24 protein-coding genes and 1 pseudogene are annotated in these 24,900 nt (G+C 30.8%); 7 read left to right on the plus strand and 18 right to left on the minus strand.

From position 1 onward, the window contains the following. Positions 1 to 7: 7 nt before the first annotated feature. The 5 genes from BS101_RS16835 (at position 8) to BS101_RS16855 (ending at position 5,077) form a co-directional block, all read left to right on the plus strand. Positions 8 to 1,858, plus strand: a complete 1,851-nt coding sequence (locus BS101_RS16835; RefSeq protein ID WP_073539877.1) for a fumarate reductase/succinate dehydrogenase flavoprotein subunit — start codon at positions 8 to 10, stop codon at positions 1,856 to 1,858. Then, on the plus strand, positions 1,851 to 2,078 hold the full coding sequence (locus BS101_RS16840) for a 4Fe-4S dicluster domain-containing protein (protein WP_073539878.1): 228 nt from the start codon (positions 1,851 to 1,853) through the stop codon (positions 2,076 to 2,078). Before BS101_RS16835 ends, BS101_RS16840 begins: the two co-directional genes overlap by 8 nt. A gap of 103 nt (positions 2,079 to 2,181) precedes the next feature. After that, positions 2,182 to 2,799, plus strand: coding sequence for a hypothetical protein (locus BS101_RS16845; RefSeq protein ID WP_073539879.1), 618 nt, complete (start codon positions 2,182 to 2,184; stop codon positions 2,797 to 2,799). A gap of 444 nt (positions 2,800 to 3,243) precedes the next feature. Then, positions 3,244 to 4,398, plus strand: coding sequence for an ABC transporter permease (locus BS101_RS16850; protein WP_073539880.1), 1,155 nt, complete (start codon positions 3,244 to 3,246; stop codon positions 4,396 to 4,398). Beyond that, entirely contained in the window at positions 4,391 to 5,077 is a 687-nt protein-coding gene (locus BS101_RS16855; protein ID WP_073539881.1) for an ABC transporter ATP-binding protein, read from the plus strand. The genes BS101_RS16850 and BS101_RS16855 overlap by 8 nt, the downstream gene beginning before the upstream one ends. 119 nt (positions 5,078 to 5,196) lie before the next feature. Here BS101_RS16855 and BS101_RS16860 read toward each other — a convergent pair whose 3' ends face one another. Then, positions 5,197 to 5,538: a hypothetical protein gene (locus BS101_RS16860; RefSeq protein ID WP_073539882.1), complete on the minus strand. Its 342-nt coding sequence runs from the start codon at positions 5,536 to 5,538 to the stop codon at positions 5,197 to 5,199. Between the two features lie 218 nt (positions 5,539 to 5,756). Between BS101_RS16860 and BS101_RS16865 the strand changes: the two genes are divergently transcribed. Beyond that, entirely contained in the window at positions 5,757 to 7,094 is a 1,338-nt protein-coding gene (locus tag BS101_RS16865; protein ID WP_073539883.1) for a glucose-6-phosphate isomerase, read from the plus strand. 12 nt (positions 7,095 to 7,106) lie between these two features. Beyond that, positions 7,107 to 7,850: a YdcF family protein gene (locus BS101_RS16870; RefSeq protein WP_073539884.1), complete on the plus strand. Its 744-nt coding sequence runs from the start codon at positions 7,107 to 7,109 to the stop codon at positions 7,848 to 7,850. A gap of 107 nt (positions 7,851 to 7,957) precedes the next feature. On the opposite strand, the gene BS101_RS16875 is transcribed toward BS101_RS16870, so the two are convergent. The 17 genes and pseudogenes from BS101_RS16875 to BS101_RS16960 all read right to left on the minus strand — a co-directional run bounded on the left by BS101_RS16875 (position 7,958) and on the right by BS101_RS16960 (position 24,889). Continuing rightward, a complete protein-coding gene (locus BS101_RS16875; protein WP_073539885.1) occupies positions 7,958 to 8,275 on the minus strand; it encodes a nucleotidyltransferase domain-containing protein in 318 nt (105 codons plus the stop codon). A 452-nt stretch (positions 8,276 to 8,727) separates the two neighbouring features. After that, positions 8,728 to 9,012: pseudogene (locus BS101_RS16885) on the minus strand (Rpn family recombination-promoting nuclease/putative transposase); the annotation flags it as partial. A gap of 429 nt (positions 9,013 to 9,441) precedes the next feature. After that, positions 9,442 to 9,819 carry an addiction module toxin RelE gene (locus tag BS101_RS16890; protein ID WP_083585759.1) on the minus strand — a complete coding sequence of 126 codons (378 nt, stop codon included), beginning with the start codon at positions 9,817 to 9,819 and terminating at the stop codon, positions 9,442 to 9,444. Then, entirely contained in the window at positions 9,797 to 10,117 is a 321-nt protein-coding gene (locus BS101_RS16895) for a hypothetical protein (RefSeq protein WP_073539887.1), read from the minus strand. The genes BS101_RS16890 and BS101_RS16895 overlap by 23 nt, the downstream gene beginning before the upstream one ends. Positions 10,118 to 10,512: 395 nt before the next feature. Continuing rightward, positions 10,513 to 10,980, minus strand: coding sequence for a VanZ family protein (locus BS101_RS16900; RefSeq protein WP_083585837.1), 468 nt, complete (start codon positions 10,978 to 10,980; stop codon positions 10,513 to 10,515). 1 nt (position 10,981) lies between these two features. Continuing rightward, the gene (locus BS101_RS16905) at positions 10,982 to 12,007 is read right to left on the minus strand and encodes a GDP-mannose 4,6-dehydratase (protein WP_073539889.1); all 1,026 of its coding nucleotides are present in this window, start codon (positions 12,005 to 12,007) and stop codon (positions 10,982 to 10,984) included. A 101-nt stretch (positions 12,008 to 12,108) separates the two neighbouring features. Next, complete coding sequence (locus BS101_RS16910; RefSeq protein ID WP_073539890.1) at positions 12,109 to 13,515, minus strand: UDP-glucose dehydrogenase family protein; 1,407 nt, start codon at positions 13,513 to 13,515, stop codon at positions 12,109 to 12,111. A 20-nt stretch (positions 13,516 to 13,535) separates the two neighbouring features. Beyond that, positions 13,536 to 14,615, minus strand: coding sequence for a dTDP-glucose 4,6-dehydratase (rfbB, locus tag BS101_RS16915; RefSeq protein ID WP_073539891.1), 1,080 nt, complete (start codon positions 14,613 to 14,615; stop codon positions 13,536 to 13,538). A gap of 31 nt (positions 14,616 to 14,646) precedes the next feature. Further along, positions 14,647 to 15,513, minus strand: coding sequence for a glucose-1-phosphate thymidylyltransferase RfbA (gene rfbA, locus BS101_RS16920; protein WP_073539892.1), 867 nt, complete (start codon positions 15,511 to 15,513; stop codon positions 14,647 to 14,649). Positions 15,514 to 15,567: 54 nt separating this feature from the next. Further along, on the minus strand, positions 15,568 to 16,665 hold the full coding sequence (locus BS101_RS16925) for a DegT/DnrJ/EryC1/StrS family aminotransferase (RefSeq protein ID WP_073539893.1): 1,098 nt from the start codon (positions 16,663 to 16,665) through the stop codon (positions 15,568 to 15,570). After that, a complete protein-coding gene (locus tag BS101_RS16930) occupies positions 16,658 to 17,233 on the minus strand; it encodes an acyltransferase (RefSeq protein ID WP_242951315.1) in 576 nt (191 codons plus the stop codon). The genes BS101_RS16925 and BS101_RS16930 overlap by 8 nt, the downstream gene beginning before the upstream one ends. Positions 17,234 to 17,308: 75 nt before the next feature. Further along, entirely contained in the window at positions 17,309 to 18,775 is a 1,467-nt protein-coding gene (locus BS101_RS16935) for a lipopolysaccharide biosynthesis protein (RefSeq protein ID WP_073539895.1), read from the minus strand. Between the two features lie 43 nt (positions 18,776 to 18,818). Beyond that, positions 18,819 to 19,799 (minus strand): glycosyltransferase family 2 protein, encoded by a 981-nt coding sequence (locus tag BS101_RS16940; RefSeq protein ID WP_073539896.1) that lies wholly within the window; start codon positions 19,797 to 19,799, stop codon positions 18,819 to 18,821. A gap of 130 nt (positions 19,800 to 19,929) precedes the next feature. After that, positions 19,930 to 21,174, minus strand: coding sequence for an EpsG family protein (locus BS101_RS16945; RefSeq protein ID WP_073539897.1), 1,245 nt, complete (start codon positions 21,172 to 21,174; stop codon positions 19,930 to 19,932). A 65-nt stretch (positions 21,175 to 21,239) separates the two neighbouring features. Continuing rightward, a complete protein-coding gene (locus BS101_RS16950) occupies positions 21,240 to 22,349 on the minus strand; it encodes a glycosyltransferase family 1 protein (protein WP_242951495.1) in 1,110 nt (369 codons plus the stop codon). Positions 22,350 to 22,360: 11 nt separating this feature from the next. Continuing rightward, positions 22,361 to 23,524 (minus strand): glycosyltransferase family 4 protein, encoded by a 1,164-nt coding sequence (locus BS101_RS16955; protein ID WP_198039505.1) that lies wholly within the window; start codon positions 23,522 to 23,524, stop codon positions 22,361 to 22,363. A 27-nt stretch (positions 23,525 to 23,551) separates the two neighbouring features. Next, a complete protein-coding gene (locus BS101_RS16960; protein WP_073539899.1) occupies positions 23,552 to 24,889 on the minus strand; it encodes a polysaccharide pyruvyl transferase family protein in 1,338 nt (445 codons plus the stop codon). Between the last annotated feature and the right edge of the window lie 11 nt (positions 24,890 to 24,900).

Here is a 24,900-nt window from a genome sequence, read left to right on the forward strand (position 1 = left end):
GAAAATAATGAATTTAGAAACTATAAATGCTGATGTGGTTATTCTAGGTGGTGGAAGTGCCGGCACAATTGCAGCAATTAAGGCAAAAGAAAAAAATCCTGATGCTTCGGTAGTAGTGTTAGATAAAGGACCAATAGAAACTTCTGGAGCAATAGGGAGAGGAATGGATGCCCTTAATATTGTAGCATCGCCTGGATACTCTACACCAGAAAATGTCGTAGAGGCCCTAACTAAGGTTACTGAAGGCGTTTTAGATCAAGAAACAGCTTATGTACTTGGAGAAAAAAGTTTTCAAGTAATAAAGGATTTAGAAGATTATACAGAAAGAAAACCTGGCGACTTATTTCCAATTGATGAAAATGGAAACTATAAAGTGAACTACCTTCATCCAGTGGATCATCCATTATATCTTGCAATGGATGGAGAGGATATAAAAAGAGGACTAGCCAAAAGAGTTAGAGATTTAGGCGTTAAAGTTTTTGATTTTACACCAGCTGTAAAATTATTTACAACCCACGGAGAGGTTTCAGGTATACTTGCATTTAATATTCGCACAGGACAAAAATATCTAATAAAAACCCCTACAGTAATCCTTACAGCAGGAGCAGCCGGTAAATTCGGATTGCCAAGAGATGGATATTTAAGTGGATTATATGAATTTCCTGGAAATACAGGAGAAGGATTTTCACTGGCATATCAAGCTGGAGCTAAATTAATCAATCTAGAATGCTTTCAAACTAACCTTTTAATGAAGGACTTTAATGGACCAGCCTGTGGATATGTTGTAATACCAAGAGGCGGCTATGGAGTAAACGCACTGGGTGAAAAATATTGGACACACGGTTATTGGTCAGGAGATATGTTTTTAGCTGTTTGGCGTGAGTTTACGGAAGGAAGAGGTCCTGTGTATCTAAAGATGGATCATCTTCCAGAAGAAACAATAGAAGGACTGGAAAAAATCCTCTGGGGAACAGAAAGAACAACTCGAGGTTTGTTCCATGAACAAAGAGGAGAAGACTATAGAAGATGGGATTCAGTAGAACAGGGAATGGAAGAAATCACTTTATGTAGTGGTCATAGTATGTCGGGAATAAAGGTGAATAAATATGCAGAAACCAGCATACCAGGACTATATGCAGCTGGAGATTGTGCGTCAGTTCCACATCAATATCTCACTGGAGCATTTGTATTTGGCAGCATAGCCGGCCAGCGTGCAGTAGAATATGCAAGATCACATAAGTCAAAAGAAATAGATGTAGATTTAAAAGAAGTTATTGAAGAAATAGAAAGTCCTATAAAATTAGAAGTTGGGTTATCAGTTCAAGATGTTGAATATAAAATCAGATCTAAAATAAGCCAATACCTGACACCACCAAAAAGTGATCCACTCATGAAAAAATTGCTCTGGTGGATTGATAGAATAAGAAGAGAAGATATACCTAGGATAAAAGTTGACGACTATCATAATCTCATAAAGGTTACTGAAGTTAAAAGTATTTTAGATTGTGCAGAAATGGCAGCAAAAGCTTCACTGTATAGAACAGAAAGCAGATGGGGACTTGGCCATTATCGTTTAGCATATCCCGAAAGAGATAGTGAGTGGGATAACAAATGGGTAGTAATACAAAAAAATCAAGAAACTAAAGAAATGACATTATCTAAAGAAACAGTTCCCCCACACAAATGGAAATTCGAAGAAAGATTAGAATACGAATATCCAGTATTTAATTTGAATATAGGAAAGGGATATGTTCCTCCTGAAAATGACAATAGAGATTCTTGGATAGAAGAAAAGGTTAAGAGAGAAGGATTCGTTATTCCTAAGAGAATTATTCCAGGAGGTAAAGAAAATGAGTAAAAACACTAAAAGGAGTTATCAATGGATAAGCTTTGACAAGGATAAGTGCATTTCATGCAATAAATGCGTTGATTATTGTCCCAGAGATGTTTTAAGACTTGGAGAGGATGGAATACCTTTCATGAAGTATAAAGATGACTGCTGGTATTGCGATGTATGCTCATATATTTGTCCTAAAGGTGCTGTTAAATTAGAAGAAGTTCCATATTTAATCAAATAATAGAGTCTATAAAAATAATGAATTCCCCTCCCATAATATATGACGAATAATTACCAAATAAATTGGCAAACTATAAAAAAATATATTTTAGGAGGGGAATAAAATGTTAAAAAAGAATATTAAAATAATAGCTGCTCTAACTATTTTAACTTCATTAAATATTAATTGCATCACAGTTAATGCTTCATCAGCTAAAAATGTATCTAAAGTAAGTGAAATCACCACACCATCAAAAAATAATAATCATAAACATTTGGATTACAAGTCCCGCCTTGATGAACTGGTAAAAAATAATGTCATAACTGCCCAGCAAGAAAATGCAGCACTGGACTTAATAAAATCCAATGATTTTCATAAATTTATGAAAAAAAATCATGAGTGTTCAAAAAATAAATTAGACACTCTAGTGGAAAAAGGTACCTTAACCAAAGAACAGAAATCTTCCATAAAGAAAGTGATCTCCTCTTCCAAAAAGCAGGGAAAAAATTTTAGAAGTTCTATCAATAACGGATTGGATGAGTTAGTAAACAACGGAACCCTAACTAAAGACCAAAAGACAGAAGTGGAAAATTTATTTCGTTCCTGTAGAAAAGAACGTATTGACAACCTAAACGCATTTTTCAAACAAAAATTTGATACTCTTGTAAAGAACGGAACAATAACACAACAACAGGAAGAGGCCATAATCAAAAGTTTGATACCATTTAATCATAATTCGTAACAGCCATATTTCCTTGACACTTTAGAGCGCGTGTGCCTTCATCAATCTGGCTACACGCTTTACTGGCTTTTTGATCATCAGGTAGATTTTTAGTTATCTGAGGTGAACCATAGATTCTATGACTCTTGTAATATACGCCTAATTCCTTTGCCATTAAACTTGTCGTTATTTCACCAGCTAATACTCTTGCAACTGTTTCTTCCTTAAATGCTTTAAATGCTTTATCGAATTTTTCCCCTCTATTCTATCTTAAATTTACAATATTTACTTTATTTTAACACATTTGTATACAAAAAAATGATATTATTATTTAGACTTCATAATTATTTTTATATTTGTTGTTGGCTTTATAAATATTAGCTATAATTATAGGTAAGGTATCTAAAAAGCAGATTTTTCTATAATTTCAGATATGAAATAATAAATGTAATTTAGGAGGTTATAATGTTTGCAGCGTTTAAAATAGCCTGGAAATTTTTAAAACACAGTAAAATACAGACTTTTGTTATAATACTTGGCATAGCCGTGGGGGTTTCTGTTCAGATTTTTATAGGGCTTTTAAGCAGTGGACTTGAAAATACCATTTTAAATAAAATTATTGCGGACTCCTCTCAGGTTACAGTTTACTCTCATAGTGGAGGTATTGAAAATTGGCAGGACAAAAAAATCGACATTATAAAAGGGGATTCAAATGTAAATCATATAGCACCTGTGGCTGATTGCCAGGCTTTTATCAAACTTGAAAATGCAAATCAGCCAGTTCAGATGAGAGGCTTTATTCCTGGAGATGTAAGTGAATTATATGGTATGAAATATAATATATATGAGGGAAAGATGTATGAAAGTGCAGGACAAGTTATCGTAGGAAAAGACTTAAAAGAAAGATTGGGTCTTAAATTAGGAGATAATATTGACATATTTACTGTAAGCGGAAAAAAATTAACTTTGAATGTAGTAGGTTTTTTTGATTTGGGTGCCTCTAAGATAAATGTTACCTGGGTTATTACGGATTTAACTGCAGTGCAGCAGTTGATTGGCTTTGGTGATAAAGTTACTTCTATAGAAATAGGAGTGAAGGATATATATAATGCGGATCTAGAGGCAAAAGCTATAGAAAAAGTACTTTCTGATGAAAACTTAAAAGTTCAAAACTGGAAAGATCAAAATCAATTTTTAGCCAGTGGTATGATTGGCCAAAAAATTTGTACTCTTATAATCCAATTTTTTGTACTTCTTGCCGCTGTTCTTAGCATTATAAGTATACTTGGTATAAGTGTAGTTCAAAAATATAAACAGATAGGAATATTGAAAGCCATGGGAATAAGGGACAGCAGTGCAGGTTTTATATTCTTTGTACAAGCATTTATTCTAGGAGTATTGGGCACAGCATTAGGGTTGTTTTTTACATGGATTTATATAAAGGGGTTTAATAGGTATATAGTTAATTCTAAGGGATTACCTTTAGTTGATATAATTGTAAACTATAGGTTTATTGAACTATCATGTGCTATTGACATAGCTGCTTCAACTTTTGCAGCATTTTTCCCTGCACTTAAATCTTTTAGACTTAATCCTGTGGAGGTAATAAAAAATGGATAATATTATAGAACTTAAAAATGTTAGTAAAGTTTTTGGGTGGAGAATTAAAAATAAAGTTTTATATGGCATTAGCTTATCTATACCAAAAGGTTCCTTTAATTCCATAATAGGGGCATCAGGGAGTGGGAAAACTACTTTATTAAATATAATGGGTATTTTAGATAATCCCACAGAAGGTAAGGTCTATATTGAAGGGAAAAATATAAAAGATATGGGTAGGAGGTCTTTGGCTTCTTTTAGAAATACAAATATAGGGTTTATTTTTCAATTTCATTACCTTCTTCCTGAATTTAATGCTATAGAAAATGTACTTATGCCTTATAGAATAAAGCATTTTCTGTGTGGAAGAAAGGCCAAAGCCAGGGCGGAGGAGCTTCTGGATTTAGTAGGTATTGCAGATCTTAGAAAAAAGAATGTTTATGATTTATCTGGAGGAGAGCAGCAAAGGGTGGCTATAGCTAGGGCACTTATGAATAAACCTAAAATAATTTTAGCAGATGAACCTACAGGAAATTTAGATTCTACTAATGCCGGAGAAATATATAATTTATTTAGAAGTATAAATAGCAAATTTGATACAACTTTTATTATTGTAACCCACGATGAAAATATAGCAAGTAAAGCGGATAGAATTATAAAGATAAAAGATGGGAAAGTACAAAAAGTAACTGTTACCTGATAATCATAATCAAGATTGTGAATATATTTACTTCTAAGTGTACTAAATTTCTTAATATTAATATATAGTTGCTCTGGTATTAATCCCATATTATAAACAAGTATAAGCCTAGGTGCATTTTAATTTTTTGAGTTTTTATCTTTATTATCATCAACGGTAATTGAAATAATACCTTTAGTATCTATTGAATTTATAGTTACATCTATTTTACCACTATATCCCTTTTCAAAATAACCTAATAAATAGATTTCATGTTTACTACCTTGATTATCAAAATAATACATTACCATATTGCTTTCATCGAAACTTTTAGATAGCACTAAATTTGTTTTATATTTACTATATTTATCAATATTCTTAATTTTTACATCACTAACAAGTGCAGGAGATTTAATTTTCAGCTCATTTAGGATATAAACTCCACTGGGATGCTGATGAATTAACCTGGGATTCCTTGTCACAGTTCACGATATGATTATAAGGGAAATTGGATACAAAGCCTTACAAATAAGACCCTTGATGAAATGTAAGTTTACAAATAATAAGTTGTTGAATACCCAAATTTGGAGATATTATATAATTAATTGAGAATATTATCAATATACTCTATAATATATATTACATGGTTATAGAATTCAACCTAGACTACAAATCAACTACTGGAGGTGCAAGTAAAGTAATGTTTGAAAAAGATATAAGCTTGGATTTAAGCAATGTTTATTCTTATGTTAGTCAGTCTGATATATATAAACTACAGCCTTTTGTATCCACTATCCATCACATGATTGAAAATAAAACAGGTGAAGAAAAGGATCTTTTAGGATGGGTAGATTTACCTGTAAATTATGATAAAGAGGAATTCAACAGGATAAAAATAGCAGCTAAAAAAATTAGAGATACCTCAGATGTATTCATAGTTATAGGAGTAGGAGGCTCATATCTTGGTGCCAGGGCTGCTATTGAAATGCTTTCCCATACATTTAACAACATTTTACCTAAGGATAAAAGACAGAATCCTATTATACTTTATGCAGGAAACAATATGAGTTCAACTTATATGAAGGATTTACTGGAGGGCATAGAGGGAATGGATCTATCTATAAATATTATTTCCAAATCCGGTACTACCCTAGAACCTTCCCTTGCATTTAGAACCCTTAAAAATCTAATGGAAAGAAAATATGGTAAAGAAGCTTCAAGACATAGAATATATACAACTACTGACAGAGAAAAAGGAGCTTTAAAAGCATTATCAGCTAAGGAAGGATACGAAACCTTTGTTATTCCAGACAACATAGGAGGAAGATATTCTGTATTAACTGCAGTAGGATTACTTCCCATGGCAGTAGCAGGAATCAATATAGAGGATATTATGCAAGGTGCATCAGATGCCAGAGAAGCCTGCAGCAACGAATATTTGGATGAAAATGCCGCCTATAGATATGCCGCAGTTAGAAATATATTATTTCAAAAAGGTAAGACGACTGAAATTATGGTAAATTTTGAACCCTGTCTCCACTACTTCGGGGAATGGTGGAAACAACTTTTTGGTGAAAGTGAAGGAAAAGATAATAAAGGTATATTCCCTGCAACGGCAGATTTCTCCACAGATTTACATTCTATGGGACAATATATACAACAGGGACTTAGAATATTATTTGAAACTTTTATAAGTGTGGGGAAATCCAGAAAAGATATAATCATAGAAAATGACGAATACAACTTAGATGGATTAAATTTTATTGCAGGAAAATCAATGGATTTTATAAATCATCAGGCTTTAAAGGGAACTGTACTAGCCCATGGTGACGGAAATGTTCCCATAATGACTATAAATATACCTGAGCTAACTTCCTATTATTTGGGATATATGGTATATTTTTTTGAAAAAGCTTGTACACTGAGTGGATATTTAATGGGAATAAACCCATTTGACCAACCTGGAGTTGAAGCCTATAAGAATAATATGTTTGCTCTTCTTAAAAAACCAGGATACGGTGAAAACAGATTGATATAAAGAGGTGTTATTGTGATATATTTTGCTAAGTTCATAACTAGCTTGATTCTTCCTCCTGGCTGCTTTATTATTATACTACTGATTTCAGCCCTGCTTCAATATAAATCTCAAAAGAAAATTCCAAAATTAACAATATCAATAGCTGTCCTAATTTACATGGTTTCAATTCCTCTCACCGCAAATTTAGCAATTCACTCACTGGAATATACTTTTATTCCTCCCCAAAAACTAGATGGTGATGTAATTATCATGCTTGGTGGAGGTGCTACACTTGATTCCCCTGACTTTAGCGGTACTGGAGGTCTTTCTGGTTCTGCATCCAGCCGTCTACTAACCGCACTGCGTATACATAATAGAACAAATCTGCCTGTAATTTTATCTGGCGGCAAGGTCTATGCTTCAACTGGAATAGAATCTGAAATTGCCAAAAGACAATTGCTGGATTTAAATATTGATAAAAATAACATAATAATAGAAAATAGCAGCCGTACTACAACAGAAAATGCAGAATTTACCGCTAAAATTCTAAATAAATATCACTTTTCAAAACCTATAATAGTAACATCAGCTTTCCATATGAAACGTTCAATGATGAATTTTTCCAAGACGGCTATACCTTACCCTACTGGCTATTTTACCAATACCCATGTAAGTATAGACCTTAAATCATTTATTCCTTCCTATGATAGTTTCAATACTACGGGAATTGCTTTACATGAATATCTTGGAATATTTCAGCTGTGGATTAAAAGTTAGGAATTAAGGGTTTGCTGAACCAACTCAAATATCTAGTTAAATCCCCAATTTTTTCTATATCCAAAATATTTTCAATAATTAAATATGGTTCATCAGTACTTGCTTTTTTATAGGATTAAATCTTTCCTTTTATAAACAATTTTTCCTACATTGTCAATATGCTTTTTAAGCTCTTCATTCGAAATATCATTATAATTTACCACATCAAAAAAATACGGTAGTGGATACTCTTCATTTAAATCATCACTAAGCCTGCATACTATTTTTCTATTTACATATTCACCTTTTAATGCTATGTCAACATCATAGCCTTTTTTATAATTACCCATAGCCCTGCTGCCAAAAATGATCACTTCCTCTATTTCTGAATATTTGTTAACAGCCTTCAGTATGTATTTTAAATCTCTCTCCAATAATCCGAACATTTTAACGCTCCTTAATCAACTTTTCATAAAGTTTTTTTAGCTCAGGAAAATAAATCTGCACTATATCCCTAACCATTTTCTCTGCCAATTTATCGTCATAAGTATTCAAGTATTCACAGTCAAATTTCTATCTGAAAGGGCATCATCCAAATATGTCCATCATCAATTAACCCTATTTGATAAGCTCGCTTGATTGTTTCCCTTGGACTTTTTGTATATAATTCTTGTGCTTACAGGTAATCCTTCATCAATTTCCAGGATAGTTCAAAGGCAATCTCAGAAAAACCGTATAATGCCAGCACGTTCTAATTCTGTTTTAAGCGGTTGATTAATATATTTACTTAATAATTTGTATGACTTCTCGAAATTTACAAACCTTTGTTTCCACCTTATGTCTTTAAATTGATCCATTCAAAAGACTCCTTTCCATATTAAATTGAGCTACATATCTATAGTTCATACCATCCGGAAATTAGCTGCTTACTATTGTTTTTTCCATTATATATTACTATAGGAATTATTGCAGGTAACTTGAAATTCTTTCTTTTTCTTTCATTCTTATCTGTATTTTTAAGCGTATCTCTCCATATTTCTATCATATAAAATAAAAGCCTAATAGGCATTTGAAAATCTACCTTCGATTGAAACTCTAACAATACATACAGTATTACTTCAGCTCCATTTATATTTACTTTATATAATATATCCGATTCCTCTTCTTCAAATTCTTTTACCATTCGCACTGACATTTTTACTTTGCATAATTTATTGTTAAACTAAAAACTACAGAAACTTATCCTCTGTAAATTTTTATAATTTTCTAATTCACAAAAGAATTCTAAAAAAAGCAGCTCTACTATTTCTACTTCAAATGCTTCCAATATTGTCTTCCAGGCTGTATCAAAATGGTGTATCTTTGCCAAAGGCTTTCATGTTCTTATATTTTAATTCACTTTTTATTTTATTATATCAAACTTTTATTAATCTTTACACTAATATTTCATTCCGCCACTCCTTTAACTTCGCTAGAGGTAACTTCAACACAAAAACAACCGAATTTATTTAAAATTTCGGTTGTCTGTCCTCACTACTGGAAATTTAGAGGCTTATGGGGATTATAACCATTTGTAAAAGTAATAAGTTTGCCCAAACTTATTTAGAAATTTTTATATTTTATCATTTAAGCGTTTTTCGGCTTCAAGATAAACTTCATCATCCTTTCTTTTTCCAATAACTATAATGTCAATAATATCAATATTTTTAGAAGAATCTCCTTCTTTAAATACAATTCTTAATCCTTTTTTTCGATTTTTTAATTTTCGACAATTATGAAGTTTGCCATACAGCTGCTGCCCGGCTTCCATACCCATGATTTTAATTCTATTTAAAGCTTTATCTACAAAAATAATTTGTTCTCCATCCAATTTAAAATAATCTTCCTTTGCCTTATCAAACCAATTGAGTACATAATAATCATTCTTATTCACTTCATTAATAATTTCATAATGTTTATTTATATTTTTATTCCCAACCATCATTTTCATCCAATACAGGTTTTTCATTAGCTTTATTGCCACGCACCTCATAATCTGACAATTTTTCTACGCTACCTTTTAACTCTTCAAGAATACGGATATAGGCTTCAGCTTCAAGCAATCTGTCATTTAAATTTTCGAGTGCATCAATTTGTTTGTTATATTCTTCAACAGACGTAATAACTTTAAAAGGATGATTATTTTTCATTATAAATATTTCTTTATCTGTATCAAGTACTCTTGATGTGCTTCTCTGTAAATCAGTGATAGATACAAATTGTCTATCATCAATTTTTTCCTTTATCACAACTATACCCTCCTTATACATTACTTTATAATAATATTATCACAATAATACATATTATTCAATGCATTATTTACAGTATAATTGCACTTATTATTTGCTCTTGATCAATCTATAGAACAACTTCGCTAAATATAACCTCAACGTAAAAACAACCGAATTTGTTTAAGATTTCGGTTGTCTCTCCTCTAACTCCGTTATTTCTTATTCATATACCTCGACAGTCCGTTCGAAAAGTTTGCCTTAAACTTACTATTTCAAACCGCTTGCCTCTGGAAATTTATTGCTCTTCCTCCGAGGTGCAAGGAAATAATTGGAAATTAGCTCCTTGCTAACTCAAAAAAGCAAAACAGAGAAAAATATCTACTCTATTTTCCTCTTCATTCCATTTTCATTTTTTACATAAGGGTCTGACCCCTTTGTGAGGAGCTTGCCCTGAACTTGCCAATAATTAAATACACTAAAATCCCTACACCAGCTCCGGCACCGTCAATGAAAACATCCTTAACCTGAGCACTTCTGCCCGGCACAAAAATTTGATGTACTTCATCACTTGAAGCATAAAGAATACAGATAAATAATGCAAAAATTACACACCTGTATCCTCTTACACCATTTATTCTTAAAGCATTTATAGTTAATACACCAAGAACTAAATAGATAAAAAAATGGGCATTTTTCCTTACCACGTGATTGAATTCTGCTATATTGAATTTGGTATTAGGATTAACTTTCTCAATTGCCTTTATATTGATATTTGTTACCTTTCCGCTCAATTTACCAGACTGCACTGCGGGTTGGGATGACAACTTAAAAATAAGCCCCATCCAGACAACAATAAATATACATGATAAAATTTTACGCATTTTATTTAGCCCCATAGTATTCCACATACCAGTCAGCAAAGCTCTGCAGTCCTTCTTCTATACTGGTTGAAGGTTTAAATCCCACAGCTTTGTGAAGCTTATCTGTGGATGCATAAGTTGCAGATACATCTCCTGGTTTCATAGGTTCAAATACCTTGCTAAATACTACTTTTCTGCCTAAAGCCTTACTTAAAGCTTTTTCTAAAATTTCTATAAATGTCATCAGTTTTTCAGGATTGTTATTTCCAATATTAAATACTTTATGAGGAACAGTTTCTACTGGAGGACTACCAAGAAGCCTTTCAATTCCCTCTATGATATCATCTATATATGTAAAATCCCTATATAAATCATGTTCAAAATCACCATTATTAAATATTTTAATAGGTTCTCCTGCAAAATACCTATTAGTAAAACCAAAGTAAGCCATATCCGGTCTTCCCATGGGACCATATACAGTAAAGAACCTAAGCCCTGTAGCTGGAATTTTATAAAGATGACTATAGGTATAAGCCATTAACTCATTGGATTTTTTTGTAGCCGCATAAAGAGATACTGGATGATCTACAAAATCTGATTCTTCAAAGGGCACTTTCTTATTGGAACCATATACAGAACTTGAAGATGCATATATAAGATGTTCTACTGGATTATGTCTACAAGCTTCAAGAATATTAAAGAAGCCTACTATATTACTTCCAATATATACGTCAGGATTCTCAATAGAATACCTAACTCCAGCTTGTGCCGCCAGGTTTACCACAATATGAGGCCTGTGTTCTTTAAAAATACTAATTATCATATCTTTATCTGCTATATCTCCTTTAATAAAGGTAAACTTTTCAAAAGACCTAAGTTTTTCTAACCTGGCATATTTTAAATTCACATCATAATAATTATTTATATTGTCAATACCAATTACCCTACAGCCCTTTTCTAAAAGCTTTTTACTCAGATAAAATCCAATAAAGCCTGCAGAACCAGTAATAAAATATGTTTTACTTATATCTAAAGATCTATAACCCAATTTTATACCTCCTTAAACAGATGTAACTATATTCCTATAGAATACTACTCCATTTCTTCTAATTATGTTATTTACTCACATTATAAATAAATCACATATACTCAGTCCTTGGTTACCGCAGCTTCAGAAAAAGCTCTTGAAATTTTAATATGAGGTCTTCCAACAGAATAATACTCAACTCTTGCTTCTTTCATATCTTCAATATCATATAGATTTCTTCCATCAAATACCAGAGGTGTTCTCATTAGTTCTTTATACTCCTCTGGTTTGACAGATTTAATTTCTCCCCATTCAGTGAATATAAAACATACATTAGCTCCCTTTAATGCTTCTTCTATATGATCTACATAGTTTATAGTGCCTTGTGCAATTTTCCCTTCTGGAAATCTATGCTTAAAGTTATCTGTACCTACTGGATCATAGGCATAAATTTCTGCTCCAGCTTCTAATAATAGTGGTATATTTTCAAGAGATGGTGCTTCTCTTAAATCATCTGTTCCCGGCTTAAAAGTAAGCCCAAGAACCGCCACCTTCAAACCATTAAAAGTAATAAGACGTCTGCAGGCTTTCTTGTACAAAATGGTCTTCTGGTCCTTATTTACATCAATAGCAGCCCTAATAGTTCTAAGTTTATAACCATGCTGTCTTGCCAGGTATTCAAGAGCCTTTGTATCCTTTGGAAAACAGGAACCACCATATCCAATACCTGCATTTAAAAATTTACTTCCAATACGCTCATCAAAACTCATACCTTTAGCCACATCCTGAATATCAGCTCCAACAAGTTCACAAAGGTTAGCAATATCATTCATGTAAGATATTTTAAGGGCAAGGAAGTCATTAGAGGCATACTTTATCATTTCAGCTGACCTTCTGCTTACAGATACTATTGGAAGATTAAAGGGTTCATAAATCTTTCTAAGCATTTCCTCCGCCCATTTACTTTCAGTACCTATTATAATCCTTGCCGCATGAAGGGTATCCTGTACTGCAGTACCCTGTGCTAAAAATTCAGGATTTGATGCCACTTCTACTCTAATTCTTCTATTGCAGCCTTCTCCATTTCCAACGCAAATCTCTCCATCATGGGGCAGAAAATCTTTTATAAACTGTTCCACCTTATCATTAGTACCTACAGGCACTGTAGACTTTACCACTACAAGGCAATCTTTTTCTATGGTTTCAGCTATCTGCCTTGCAACTGCAGCTATATAGGTAAGATTTGCAGAACCATCAGATAATTCTGGAGTTCCAACGCCTATAAATATGGCATCTGCTTCTCTATAGGCGGATTTGTAATCAGTAGTATAATTGAGCTTTCCTGAAATATAATTTTTCTGCATTAACTCTTCTAAATCTTGTTCGTAAATTGGAGAGATACCCTGTTTCATTAGATTTATTTTATTTTCATCAATATCCACACAGGTAACATGATGGCCTACTTCAGCAAAACAGACCCCTGCCACGAGACCTACATAGCCTGTTCCTGCTACTGCTATTTTATACATAATGTATTTCCTTCCTTTGATTACTCAATATCTTTTATATCAACACAAACATTTGAATACATTTTGTTGTAATATTTATTATAATTACCAGATGCTATATTCTCAATCCACTGGGTATTATTCAAATACCATTTTATAGTCTCCTTTATTCCCTGTTCAAAGGTATACTGAGGTCTCCACCCTAATTGAGTTGTTATCTTGGCATTATCAATAGCATATCTTCTATCATGTCCAGGTCTATCTTTTACATATTTAATTAAAGATTGTGACTTGCCAATTGTTTTTACAATAAGTTTGACTATATCCATATTTGTCTTTTCATTGTTTCCACCAATATTATAAACTTCTCCAATTAAACCTTTATGTAAAACACTATCAATGGCAGAACAATGATCATATACATACAGCCAATCTCTTATCTGCATACCATCTCCATACACAGGCAAGTCTTTATTTTTCAAACAATTATTTATCATAAGCGGTATTAATTTTTCAGGGAACTGATATGGCCCATAATTATTACTGCAGCGAGTAATGTTTATTGGCATGCCGAAAGTTTTATAATAAGCTCTAACTATCATATCCGCACTTGCTTTTGATGCCGAATATGGGCTGTTTGGCATAAGTGAAGTTGTTTCCACAAACATGCCCTTTAATCCCAATGCACCATACACCTCATCTGTAGATACCTGCAAGAATTTCACCTCTGGCTTGTATTCCTTACTATATTTATCACAAGGATTAACATTCCAGTATTTTTTAGCTGTATCAAGCATCACCTGAGTTCCAAGCACATTGGTTGTCAAAAATATTTCCGGTTCAACAATACTCCTATCTACATGGGACTCTGCTGCAAAATTTACAACATTATCTATATTATAAGATGAAAATATTTCATTAATTTTTACTCTATCTCTTATATCAGCCTTTATAAAGATATAATTTGGATTATCTGGAATATCCTTCAAATTTTCCAAATTACCTGCATAAGTCAATGCGTCTATATTTATGATTTTATAATCAGGATGCTTATTAAAGATAAATCTTATAAAATTACTACCTATAAAACCAGCTCCACCTGTAACTAAAATTGTCTTCATCTTTATATTCCTTTCTTCCACTAATAAATATTTATTCATCTAACAAAGATAAAATATATTGTCCATAATCAGTCATTTTTAGACTTTCACCAATGGATTTTAACTGTTCTCTATTGATAAAACCTCTACGCCATGCAATCTCCTCTAAACATGCTATATAAAATCCCTGTCTTGATTGAACTGCTTCAACATATTCCGCGGCTTTCAGCATTCCCTCAGGTGTACCCGTATCCAGCCATGCCATACCACGACCCAATAATATTACACTGAGTTCACCTTTTTTTAAATATGTGTTATTGATATCAGTAATTTCTATTTCTCCACGGGCAGAAGGTTTAATATTCTTAGCTATCTCGACCACCTGGTTGTCATAAAAATAGAGTCCCGGGACTGCATAATTTGACTTTGGTCTATTAGGTTTTTCTTCAATAGAAATCACTTTATTATTTTTGTCAAATTCAACCACTCCAAAAGAGCGCGGATCTTTAACCGGATATCCAAATATCTCCGCTCCTACGTCCAATTTTTTAGCACGATTAAGTATTCTCGTTAAATCCTGACCATAAAATACATTATCACCAAGTATCAAGCACACATTGTCATCACCAATAAATTCCTCTCCTATGATAAATGCATCAGCAAGTCCCCTTGGTTCTTCCTGTACTTTATATGTAAGTTTAATTCCAAGTACAGAACCATTACCGAGAAGTTTTTTATAAATGGGCGTATCCTGCGAAGTTGATATAATAAGTATATCCCTGATACTTGCCAGCATAAGAACAGACAATGGATAATAAATAAGCGGTTTATCATATATAGGTAGAAGTTGTTTTGAAACAGCATGTGTCATTGGATATAGCCGTGTTCCCTTTCCTCCTGCTAAAATTATACCTTTCATCTCCATATCCTCCAATTTTATAATAAAATTATCAGTAATATTTATTAAGGTAAGTTATTTATCCAAAATAACATCACAGATCCTATTAACATCCTCCAAATCCAGATCAGCATAAAGTGGCAATACAAGCACTCTATCTGATATATACCTTGCTACAGGTGTTTTTCCAGCATCAAATCTACCCTTATAACATTCAAAACTATTAGTAAGAGGATAAAAATATTTACGTGCAAATATATCCTGTGATTTTAACTTTTCAAATATTTCATTGCGATTTACTTTATATCCATCAAATACTAATGGGAAATACGCATAATTACTCTTCACTCCCCTTCGAGGTTTACATATTTTGATTCCTTTAATATTATTTAGTCTTTCAGCATATTTTTCTACTACAAATTTTCTTTTTTCAATTTCCCCATCAACATGACGAAGATTACAAATTCCCATAGCTGCCTGAAATTCATTCATTTTTGCATTGCCACCTACATACCCAACAGATTCACAGCCGGTAATTCCAAAATTTTTTAATTCATTTAATTTTTTATATAATTTTTCATCTTGAAAAGTTACAGCTCCACCTTCAATAGTATTAAAAACTTTTGTAGCATGGAAACTAAACATGGAAGCATCACCAAAATTAGCAATACTTATACCATTAACTGTTACAGCAAAGGCATGAGCAGCATCATAAATAACTTTTATATTATACTTATTTGCCAATTTTCCGATTTTCTCCACATTACATACATTTCCATAAACATGTACTGGAACAATAGCAGAAGTCCTTTCAGTTATAAGACTCTCCAACTTGTCCGCATCTATAGTGTAATCATCAGGATTAATATCACAAAATACCGGCTTTAATCCATTTCTTACTATTGCATGGGTGGTAGATGCAAAAGTGAAAGGTGTCGTTATAACTTCCCCTGTAAGATCAAGTGTTGAAATTATGTTTTCCAACGCAAGATGTCCATTTGTAAAAAGAGTAATATTAGAAACATTTAAATACTCCAACAATTCTCTTTCTAATTGCCTATGTTTTACACCCATATTAGTCAACCAATGGCTTTTCCATAAATCTTTAATTTCTTCTACATACTCCTCAAAATACGGCATTGAGGAACGAGTTACTTGAATTGATTTACTCATTTTCTTTTAATAACTCCTTGTTAAATTCTTTCTCTAGTTTCAAAAGCCTTTTACTTCTATCCCCCACCTTTTTAAATGGAATTCCAACATTTATACTCCATGACTCTGAACTTCTATTAATAAGGGTCATGGCACCAAATGCAGCCCCCTCTTTCAATACAACACCAGGCAAAACAACACACCCAGCCCCAATTATGACATGTTTTTCAATAACAACTTCTTGACTCTGAATATTTTTAAACTTATCAGGTATCATAGGATTTGTCATAACCTCTCCCGAATAATCATCACTTACTGAATATACAGTTGTCTTAGATGATATCCCTGCAAAATCATGTATAACAATTCCCTTATTACCACCATATAAAGCAGTATAAGCTGCGATATGTACATAATTATTAATAGTAATCTTTCCACTAAGAATGCAAAAATCATCTATTCTAACGTTGTTGCCAATATTTATTTTTTTTGAACCATAAATACTTACTTTACGACTGATTAAAACATTATATCCAACACCAGCCAACCCCAATTTATTTAATTCATCAAAAGTATAGAAACTATTCAAATTTTTTAATACCTCCATTTTTAATAAATTATTCTCACCTTATTAAACAAAAATATAATTATACTACCTCTATTTTCAACTTATCATGCCTTTCCTTTTTTTACAGATATCCTTGAATGTTTTCAACAAATATGTATAACATTCAAGCTTAAATGCCCTCGCCAACATTATGTATATAATGATTCCCAAACATACTTGAATTATTAAAGTTGTCAACAATGGTAATATATTAAACCATTTAAAATTATAAACAACAGTACCCATTACTAAAGACAATAATAATGAAGGCATAATATCTTTTAATTGTTCTTTATAACTATAGTTAAGTAATTTCAAGTTTGGATAGGCATTTATGAAAGTAGAAATTATCCCACTAATCAATGTTCCTACAGCAATTGCATAAACGCCAAAATGAATAGATATTACCAGTACTGCAAGTCCTATAATCTTTTTTATAATTTCCAATTTTAAAAAGATATCGCTGCGTCCCAAAGCATTAATTGCCTGCAAGTTTGCAGTATGTATAGGCCATAAAGAATATGAAGCACAAAAAATTTGCAAAAAAGGAACACAAGATAGCCATTTATCCGTTAATAATATTTTAACTAAAGATTCCGCAGTAACAGCTAGTCCACACATCATTGGAAATAATACAAAGGAACTCGTGACAATTGAACGTCTCACCATATCCTTAACTCTTTTTCTATTATCCTGTTCTGAAGCCAAAGCAGGTAACATAACGGATTGTATCGAACCATTAATATTTGAAACAATAACCTTAGGGAATTGATCTCCCCTATTATAAAACCCCAAAATGGAAGGGCTATATATTTTACCTATAATCAAACTCTGTAAATTCATATAGAGGTTATCAATTAATGAAGAAACTAACAACTTCCAGCTATATGAAAACAATCCTTTTATTCTTTTAAATGAAAATATTAACTTAGGTCTCCATTTTACTGTAAACCACATAATTACAGTAATCATAAATTGATTTATTAACTGCTGTGCCACCAACGCCCATACTCCTAGCCCTAGATATGCCAAAGTTATTCCAACTATTCCTGATACCAATATTGCTCCTAAGCTACTATAAAAAAGCATTTTAAATCGCATATTTCTGGACACTACAGCATTTTGAATAGAATTAAATGCCCCCCAAAATAATGTAATAGCCAATACCCTAAGTACTAATGTGATTTGATAAATATTATAAAAATCAGCTACAAGTGGTGCTGTAAAAAAAAGAATTAGATATAAAAACCCAGCCACAAATAAGCTTAAATAAAATACTGATGAAAAGTCCAGCTCATCTGCGCTCTTTTTTTGAATAAGTGCTGTATTAAATCCACTCTGTACAAACACATTAGCTATAATAATAAATATTGATATAAGTGCAATTATCCCATAATCATTCGGAACAAGCAATCTTGCTAGTACTATTTGAACTACAAATTGTATTCCCTGTGTTCCACTCCTCTCCATAAGTTTCCAAAAAAGAGATGAAAGAATTTTCGCTTTTGTATTTTGAACTTTCATATTTTTTACCTCATATTAGAAATATATTTGTGATTTTATGTTATTATTTTCTAATAAAATCATTAAATTCTATCAAACAATAATATACACTAGGAAAAAAGCAATGAAGATTAACTTTTAATCTACTTAACAAACTTAAAGAATTATAATACTGCCTATATTTGCCTTTTTTGATTTCCTTTATTTCTCTTTGAAACCTTAAAATAGAAAATTCTCTTTTCAATATTGCTCGATTAACTTCATTTGAATACTTATTGTGTGTACTTTTATTAAATCCTTCTAGTACTTTAATAGCATCTTGATTTACCTTAATTCTTTTGGAAGAATTATTTTTGCCTATGATAGTTCTGGTTGTCCAAGAATTTGGGACACCAGTTCTATATGCTGACATGTTGTCATCCATATAATAAAAATACCCTTTAGTTGCAAGAAATAATGACATAGGAAAATCTCCAACATCAGAATCATAAAACCATTTTGGTGGATTTTCTATTAATTTTTTTCTATACATTCTAGAGGCAGTAGGTATATACCCAGGTGATGACTTTTCTAAAATGTCCCTCATAGGAACAATTGCACTCGAATTAAAAATCCTAGCAAACTTTCCTGTTGACTTCTTGTCCACATTAACAAATTTAGAAGAATGAAAACACATGCTACATTCTGGATGAGCTTCCATATAATCAACTTGCTTTTGCAATTTATAAGGGTTAGTCCAATAATCATCTCCCTCGCACATTGCAATATATTTCCCTTTTGCTCGAGAAACATTAAATCTGTAATCTATTCTTTTAATACCCTTCGAATATTGATTTTCTTTCTGAAATATTGGTTTTATTAAATCTGGGTATTTCTTTTTATATCTTTTAATAATATTAACCGTATTATCTGTTGATGCATCATCATGAATAAGTATTTCATATTTGAAATTGGTTTTTTGCATCAAAAAACTTTCTATTGCATCTGATATATATTTCTCATGATTATATGTTATACAGTTTATACTTACTGATATCTTTTCCATAATTCAATTTCACAACCTTTTATAGTTATCTTTTATTTTTACATTTTATATATTAGAATTGATAAAACACTTAATTTAAATTTATATACTATACTTAATATTTAAAATTTTATATTCTATGTTACACTTCTTAAATCTGGAAAAATATGTTCTGATATGGAAATAAATTAAATATATGTGCCTCTAATACAAATTGCGTTTTATAAACATATAAAAATCCGTAAACAATTATTATGCAATAAAATATAATTTTTCTGTAATTTTCTTCCAATGTTTTACTGACCATAGGAGCTGCTACAAAAATTGCAGCATTAGCATAAAAAATTAATCTTCCAAATGAGACTAAACTACTATAGAAAGACATTATGCTTGATAATGCAAATATTGATATAAACAAATCATAATAATTTCTTTTTTCACCATTAAATTTTTTAATATATAATAATAATAAAATTAGTATGGGAATTGTATCAAAGTTTGAAAATTTCAAACTTAGGTCACCTATTGTTCCATAATTTCCATATCTACTTCCCATAAAAGGTACAACAAATTTAGATAATATAATAAAAACAAATGGTGTAACTAAAAATCCAATAAGAATAAATCTTTTTGATTTTTTTGAATATTTCTTATTATTTAACATAAAATAAACCAATATTAACATAAAAAGTGCTGAATAATGAAATGTACTTGCTATCAAGATTAAAAAAACATACTTTTTTACATTTTTTTGTGGAACATAGTAAAAAGCATTAAATACTATGCTAACTGAAATAAACATCCTTACTAATGCCGTTGAAACCATCTGAAAATAAATCATAGTACTTAATAAAAATATAGCCATAGGCAAATTAATCATATTTTTATATTTTTTTAAAGCATGATAAAATAAAGCTAATGGTATAAAAGAAGTTATCAATTGCATATATAAATAATTATCAGTGAAACTTGATACAATAGAATTTAAAATTAAATACCCAGGCTCAATTTTTGATTCAATAAATCTTGATACCCAACCATATTGAGAAACATATCCAAATATTCTCATATAAGTTATATCATCAACACCAGAAAACTTTCTAAATCCAAGTACAAAAAAAAGAACTATAAATGATATACTATAAAATATATTAAAGAAAACTTTTGTCTTTGAATTTTGTGCCAATGCTGCAAAAAAAACTGCTGCTAAAATTACCCCTACATAAAATAAAGCAGTATATGCATATTGACTAGGTAAAATTAAACAAATCATAAAAGCCATTAAAACATAAATATAAAAAATTAAAATATCAATAAAGTTTTTATTTAGCTTAATATTTATATCATTTACTTTTTTAACTAAAGTTATATTATTTTTAGCTTGTATTTGTGCCATTATTCCCCACCCTCTGCAACTAAATTTTTCATAAATATTTTTTAATAACTGCCACCTTCCATAACTTATATATTCTTATTGTTAAATGCTATATATTTATTTTCCAAATACTTGGCAATAATTTTAATACTAAATCCAGCATCAATAATTTGTTGTTTTGTATTTTTACGAACATGATTTGATACCAATTTCATTACACATTTACTCCAATATTCCACAGAATCAGATAAGTTTATATATATAATATCACTAGTAATCTTTATTTGTCTTGTAATATTACTTGAGACTACGCAGGGTAATCCTGCTGCTTGAGCTTCTACCAAAGTTACTGGTAAACCCTCATAATGGGATGGCATAACAAAAATATCCATAGCTTGTAAAATATAAGGTATATCTGAACGAATGCCAGTAAATATAACATTATCCTGCAATTTTAAATCCTTTACCTTATTTTGAATATGAGAACGTAATTCTCCATCCCCAACCAAAAGCAGTGTAAAATTATCACTTTTTTGATATATATTATTAAATATATCAATCAAGAATTCATGATTTTTTTGATATGAGAATCTTCCAATATTACCTATGACAATCTTATTACTAACCCCTAATTCTGCTCTAACCTTGTCTCTTATATTATTGTTATAAGTAAACTTTTCTACTTCAATACCATTATTAATAGTTGTAAAATTACCCAAATTATATTGTTTTCTACCATATAACCATTTTGCTGCTAAATCTGAACATGCAAAATAATTAGTTGCATAATATTTTATAAAAAGTCGATTCCAATAATGAATATATTTATGCAAAAAATTTCCACCTTGTTTAGTATTATGACTATGAATAATTCTAATGGGAATATTATATTTTTTTGCAATCTTTAATGGTGTAATATATGATAAAGAACTAACATGTTGATGTACAATTTTATACTCAGAATGTTTTTCAAAAAATTCATTTAGTTCTTTGCGATTTTTTAAAATTCCCTGGTTACGCGGAGGAACATAATATATTCTCCCTCCAAGCTTAAATATTTCAGAATTATATGCACACTCTCGTTTAGTATGCATTAAAAAATCAAACTGAACTTTTGAACGATCAATATTTCTATATACATTCATAATAAATGTCTCAATACCACCACGATCCATACTTGAAACTATTTGTAGCACTCTTATCAAAATTAATTCCTCGTCTCTTTAATAAAATTTGTAAAAAATTTTCTTCGTCTATCTTCAATTGTATTCTTATCATATTTCTTAGACTCATCATAATTTCGTTTTGCCTGGATACTCATAGCATCTTCATTAAAAGATTTTAAAATGTTACATATTTCACATATATTTCGTCTTGTATTACTAAAAATATACTTATTATCCAATAATTCTGGAATCCCACCAGTTTTAGCACCAAACGCGGGTAGTCCCCTGCTCATTGCTTCTATTAGGGCACGCGGCAACCCCTCTTGTCTGCTTGGTTGTACATATATATCAATGATATCTAGCCATTCAAACACTTTATTATGAGGCATAGATCCTAAAAATTTTACTTGATTCACGACTCCATATTTTTCGGCAACAGATTTTAAATATGTCTGTTCTCCCCCTCCAACAAGTTGATATTCAAAATTTGTGATTCCCTGCTTTTTTAATTTACCTAATGCCTTAATGACATACTGTTGTCCTTTATAAAGAACATTAACTGCAGCAGTAGTGCCTAAAATTATTTTATCATCTTTTTTCATATTTTTAATTTTTTCTAATCTTTTTTCTATAAATTGTTGACTAAATTCCTCTAAAGATACATTCGAACAATTAGTCGTCTTTCCATGTGTCGGATATCTATTCTGCAAAAAATTCTCCGTAACATATATTGCATAATCAGCTTCCCTAACAGTTTTCTTTTGAAACATAAAGCTAAAAGGTGCTATAAATTTGCCAATAAAATTATAATTCCATGTAGCATCCCATGCACAACTGACAACTTCAACTAAATAGGGTTTATTATACTTCCTAGCATATCTTGCAGCGATATTAGCAAATGAGCTGGTTCTGAGTATAATATACTCAGATTTAAGTACTTCTTCTTTTATTATTTTTCTAGCTTTAAAATAATTTAAAATTTTTATTATTGATTTATAATTTGGAATGCAAACAAACTCAGTATTTTCAATACTTGATGGCTCTAAGCTGTCTTTTACACTTGTTACTTCTTTGCATCTAGTTACAAGTCTAATACCTCCAAAAGTATTAATATATCTTTTCATAATTTCACTATTCAAACTGCCACTTGTATAAAATTGATTATCATATTTTAAAAAAACATGATCATGAATAAAAGTAACCACAATTAAGCCCCCAATTGATATTAAATATTAATTGTTTAAATACTTCTTTATTTCTTCTACTAAATTTTTTTTACTGATTTCACAGATTTTAAGATATTTTCTAATTTTATCTTTTACAGAAAATTGATTTGTAATAAGTTTATCAAATTTATTAAGAACATTTACTGAATTTATGTTTACGATATTAACAGTATACTCACTTAAACCTATATCAGACATAATTCCTAACGTTTTATGACCAGAATACGAAATAGCTATCGCAGGTATCAATGAGGTCATAGCAAAAATAACAGAATGAAATCTAGTACCTATGATATAATCCATCTCTGAATATAATTTTGTTATATCAAAGCAATTCATATCAAACTGATTTATATAGCAATACCTATCTTTTGTAACCCCATTATCCTCCAGCATTTTTATTACTTCTTTTATAGCAATCCTATCATCTTCATGACTGCTTGGACCCAATGTATGAGCAATAAAAATCGGATAACATTTTCTATCTAATAGACCCTTTACAATTTTACACATTTCTTCTATATACAATTTATATTTTTCTTTACCATTATCGCTTTCAGGAAATCGGTAAGGTCTCATTGTTATAGCTACTTTTTTTAATGAACTGTTTATATTAACTAATTTTTGCATTTGATAGTCTTTGTAATCTTGAATATAGAAACCTAAATCAGCTGATAAAATTACTTCATTATTTATGATATTAGATAAATATTTTTTAGACATTGACTCTCTAGCATAAATTAAATCACACTTACTAAGCACTTTCTTTACAATATTTTTTTCAATTTTCCCCAAGAAAGGTCCAAACGAGTTTGGCATAATAATTATCTTTTTTCCAAGTCGTTTTGCAAGTAATAGATTATAAAGACTGTAATATAAATAGTATAAATCTGATATTCTCTTATAAGTATGTAAGAATCCTCCACCTTTTACAATCATTAAATTCATTGTCTTAAAATCTTCATATGTTCTTTTTTGTTCTTGATCCAATAAACTCATTCCTATTTTTCTTAAAAAAGGTACTTTGGATAACAATAGTGAGCTTTTAAACATATCTATTAATGCAGTAGCACCCCAAGATAATTTCGTAAATACTGTATAATCTATGTTTTTCTTTTCTTTCCCTCGTGCCGGATGTAAAAGGATTGGTTTGATAACATCAAATCCTCGTTGCATACTTTGCCTAGACTGATTATAAATATCCTTGCCATTATTACCACTTTGTATTAATTTATATTCGGCTTTTATTCCAGATTCTTTAACAATATCTCTTATAAGCCATATTAGTGCTTGATCCCCTCGATTTAAATCTGTAATACCAGGTGTAATTACAATTTTCTTCATGAACTGTTTCC

This window comes from Clostridium kluyveri (genome assembly GCF_001902295.1).
Classification (GTDB): Bacteria; Bacillota; Clostridia; order Clostridiales; family Clostridiaceae; genus Clostridium_B; species Clostridium_B kluyveri_B.

Bases quoted from the DNA above. Each gene is read 5' to 3' on its own strand.
- BS101_RS16840 (WP_073539878.1), top strand. From the start codon at position 1,851: ATGAGTAAAAACACTAAAAGGAGTTATCAATGGATAAGCTTTGACAAG.
- BS101_RS16865 (WP_073539883.1), top strand. From the start codon at position 5,757: ATGTTTGAAAAAGATATAAGCTTGGATTTAAGCAATGTTTATTCTTAT.
- BS101_RS16935 (WP_073539895.1), bottom strand. From the start codon at position 18,775: ATGAAAGTTCAAAATACAAAAGCGAAAATTCTTTCATCTCTTTTTTGG.
- BS101_RS16945 (WP_073539897.1), bottom strand. From the start codon at position 21,174: ATGGCACAAATACAAGCTAAAAATAATATAACTTTAGTTAAAAAAGTA.
- BS101_RS16855 (WP_073539881.1), top strand. From the start codon at position 4,391: ATGGATAATATTATAGAACTTAAAAATGTTAGTAAAGTTTTTGGGTGG.
- BS101_RS16850 (WP_073539880.1), top strand. From the start codon at position 3,244: ATGTTTGCAGCGTTTAAAATAGCCTGGAAATTTTTAAAACACAGTAAA.
- BS101_RS16960 (WP_073539899.1), bottom strand. From the start codon at position 24,889: ATGAAGAAAATTGTAATTACACCTGGTATTACAGATTTAAATCGAGGG.
- BS101_RS16940 (WP_073539896.1), bottom strand. From the start codon at position 19,799: ATGGAAAAGATATCAGTAAGTATAAACTGTATAACATATAATCATGAG.
- BS101_RS16835 (WP_073539877.1), top strand. From the start codon at position 8: ATGAATTTAGAAACTATAAATGCTGATGTGGTTATTCTAGGTGGTGGA.
- BS101_RS16910 (WP_073539890.1), bottom strand. From the start codon at position 13,515: ATGTATAAAATAGCAGTAGCAGGAACAGGCTATGTAGGTCTCGTGGCA.
- rfbA (WP_073539892.1), bottom strand. From the start codon at position 15,513: ATGAAAGGTATAATTTTAGCAGGAGGAAAGGGAACACGGCTATATCCA.
- BS101_RS16925 (WP_073539893.1), bottom strand. From the start codon at position 16,665: ATGAGTAAATCAATTCAAGTAACTCGTTCCTCAATGCCGTATTTTGAG.
- rfbB (WP_073539891.1), bottom strand. From the start codon at position 14,615: ATGAAGACAATTTTAGTTACAGGTGGAGCTGGTTTTATAGGTAGTAAT.
- BS101_RS16875 (WP_073539885.1), bottom strand. From the start codon at position 8,275: ATGTTCGGATTATTGGAGAGAGATTTAAAATACATACTGAAGGCTGTT.
- BS101_RS16845 (WP_073539879.1), top strand. From the start codon at position 2,182: ATGTTAAAAAAGAATATTAAAATAATAGCTGCTCTAACTATTTTAACT.
- BS101_RS16890 (WP_083585759.1), bottom strand. From the start codon at position 9,819: ATGAAAATGATGGTTGGGAATAAAAATATAAATAAACATTATGAAATT.
- BS101_RS16900 (WP_083585837.1), bottom strand. From the start codon at position 10,980: ATGCGTAAAATTTTATCATGTATATTTATTGTTGTCTGGATGGGGCTT.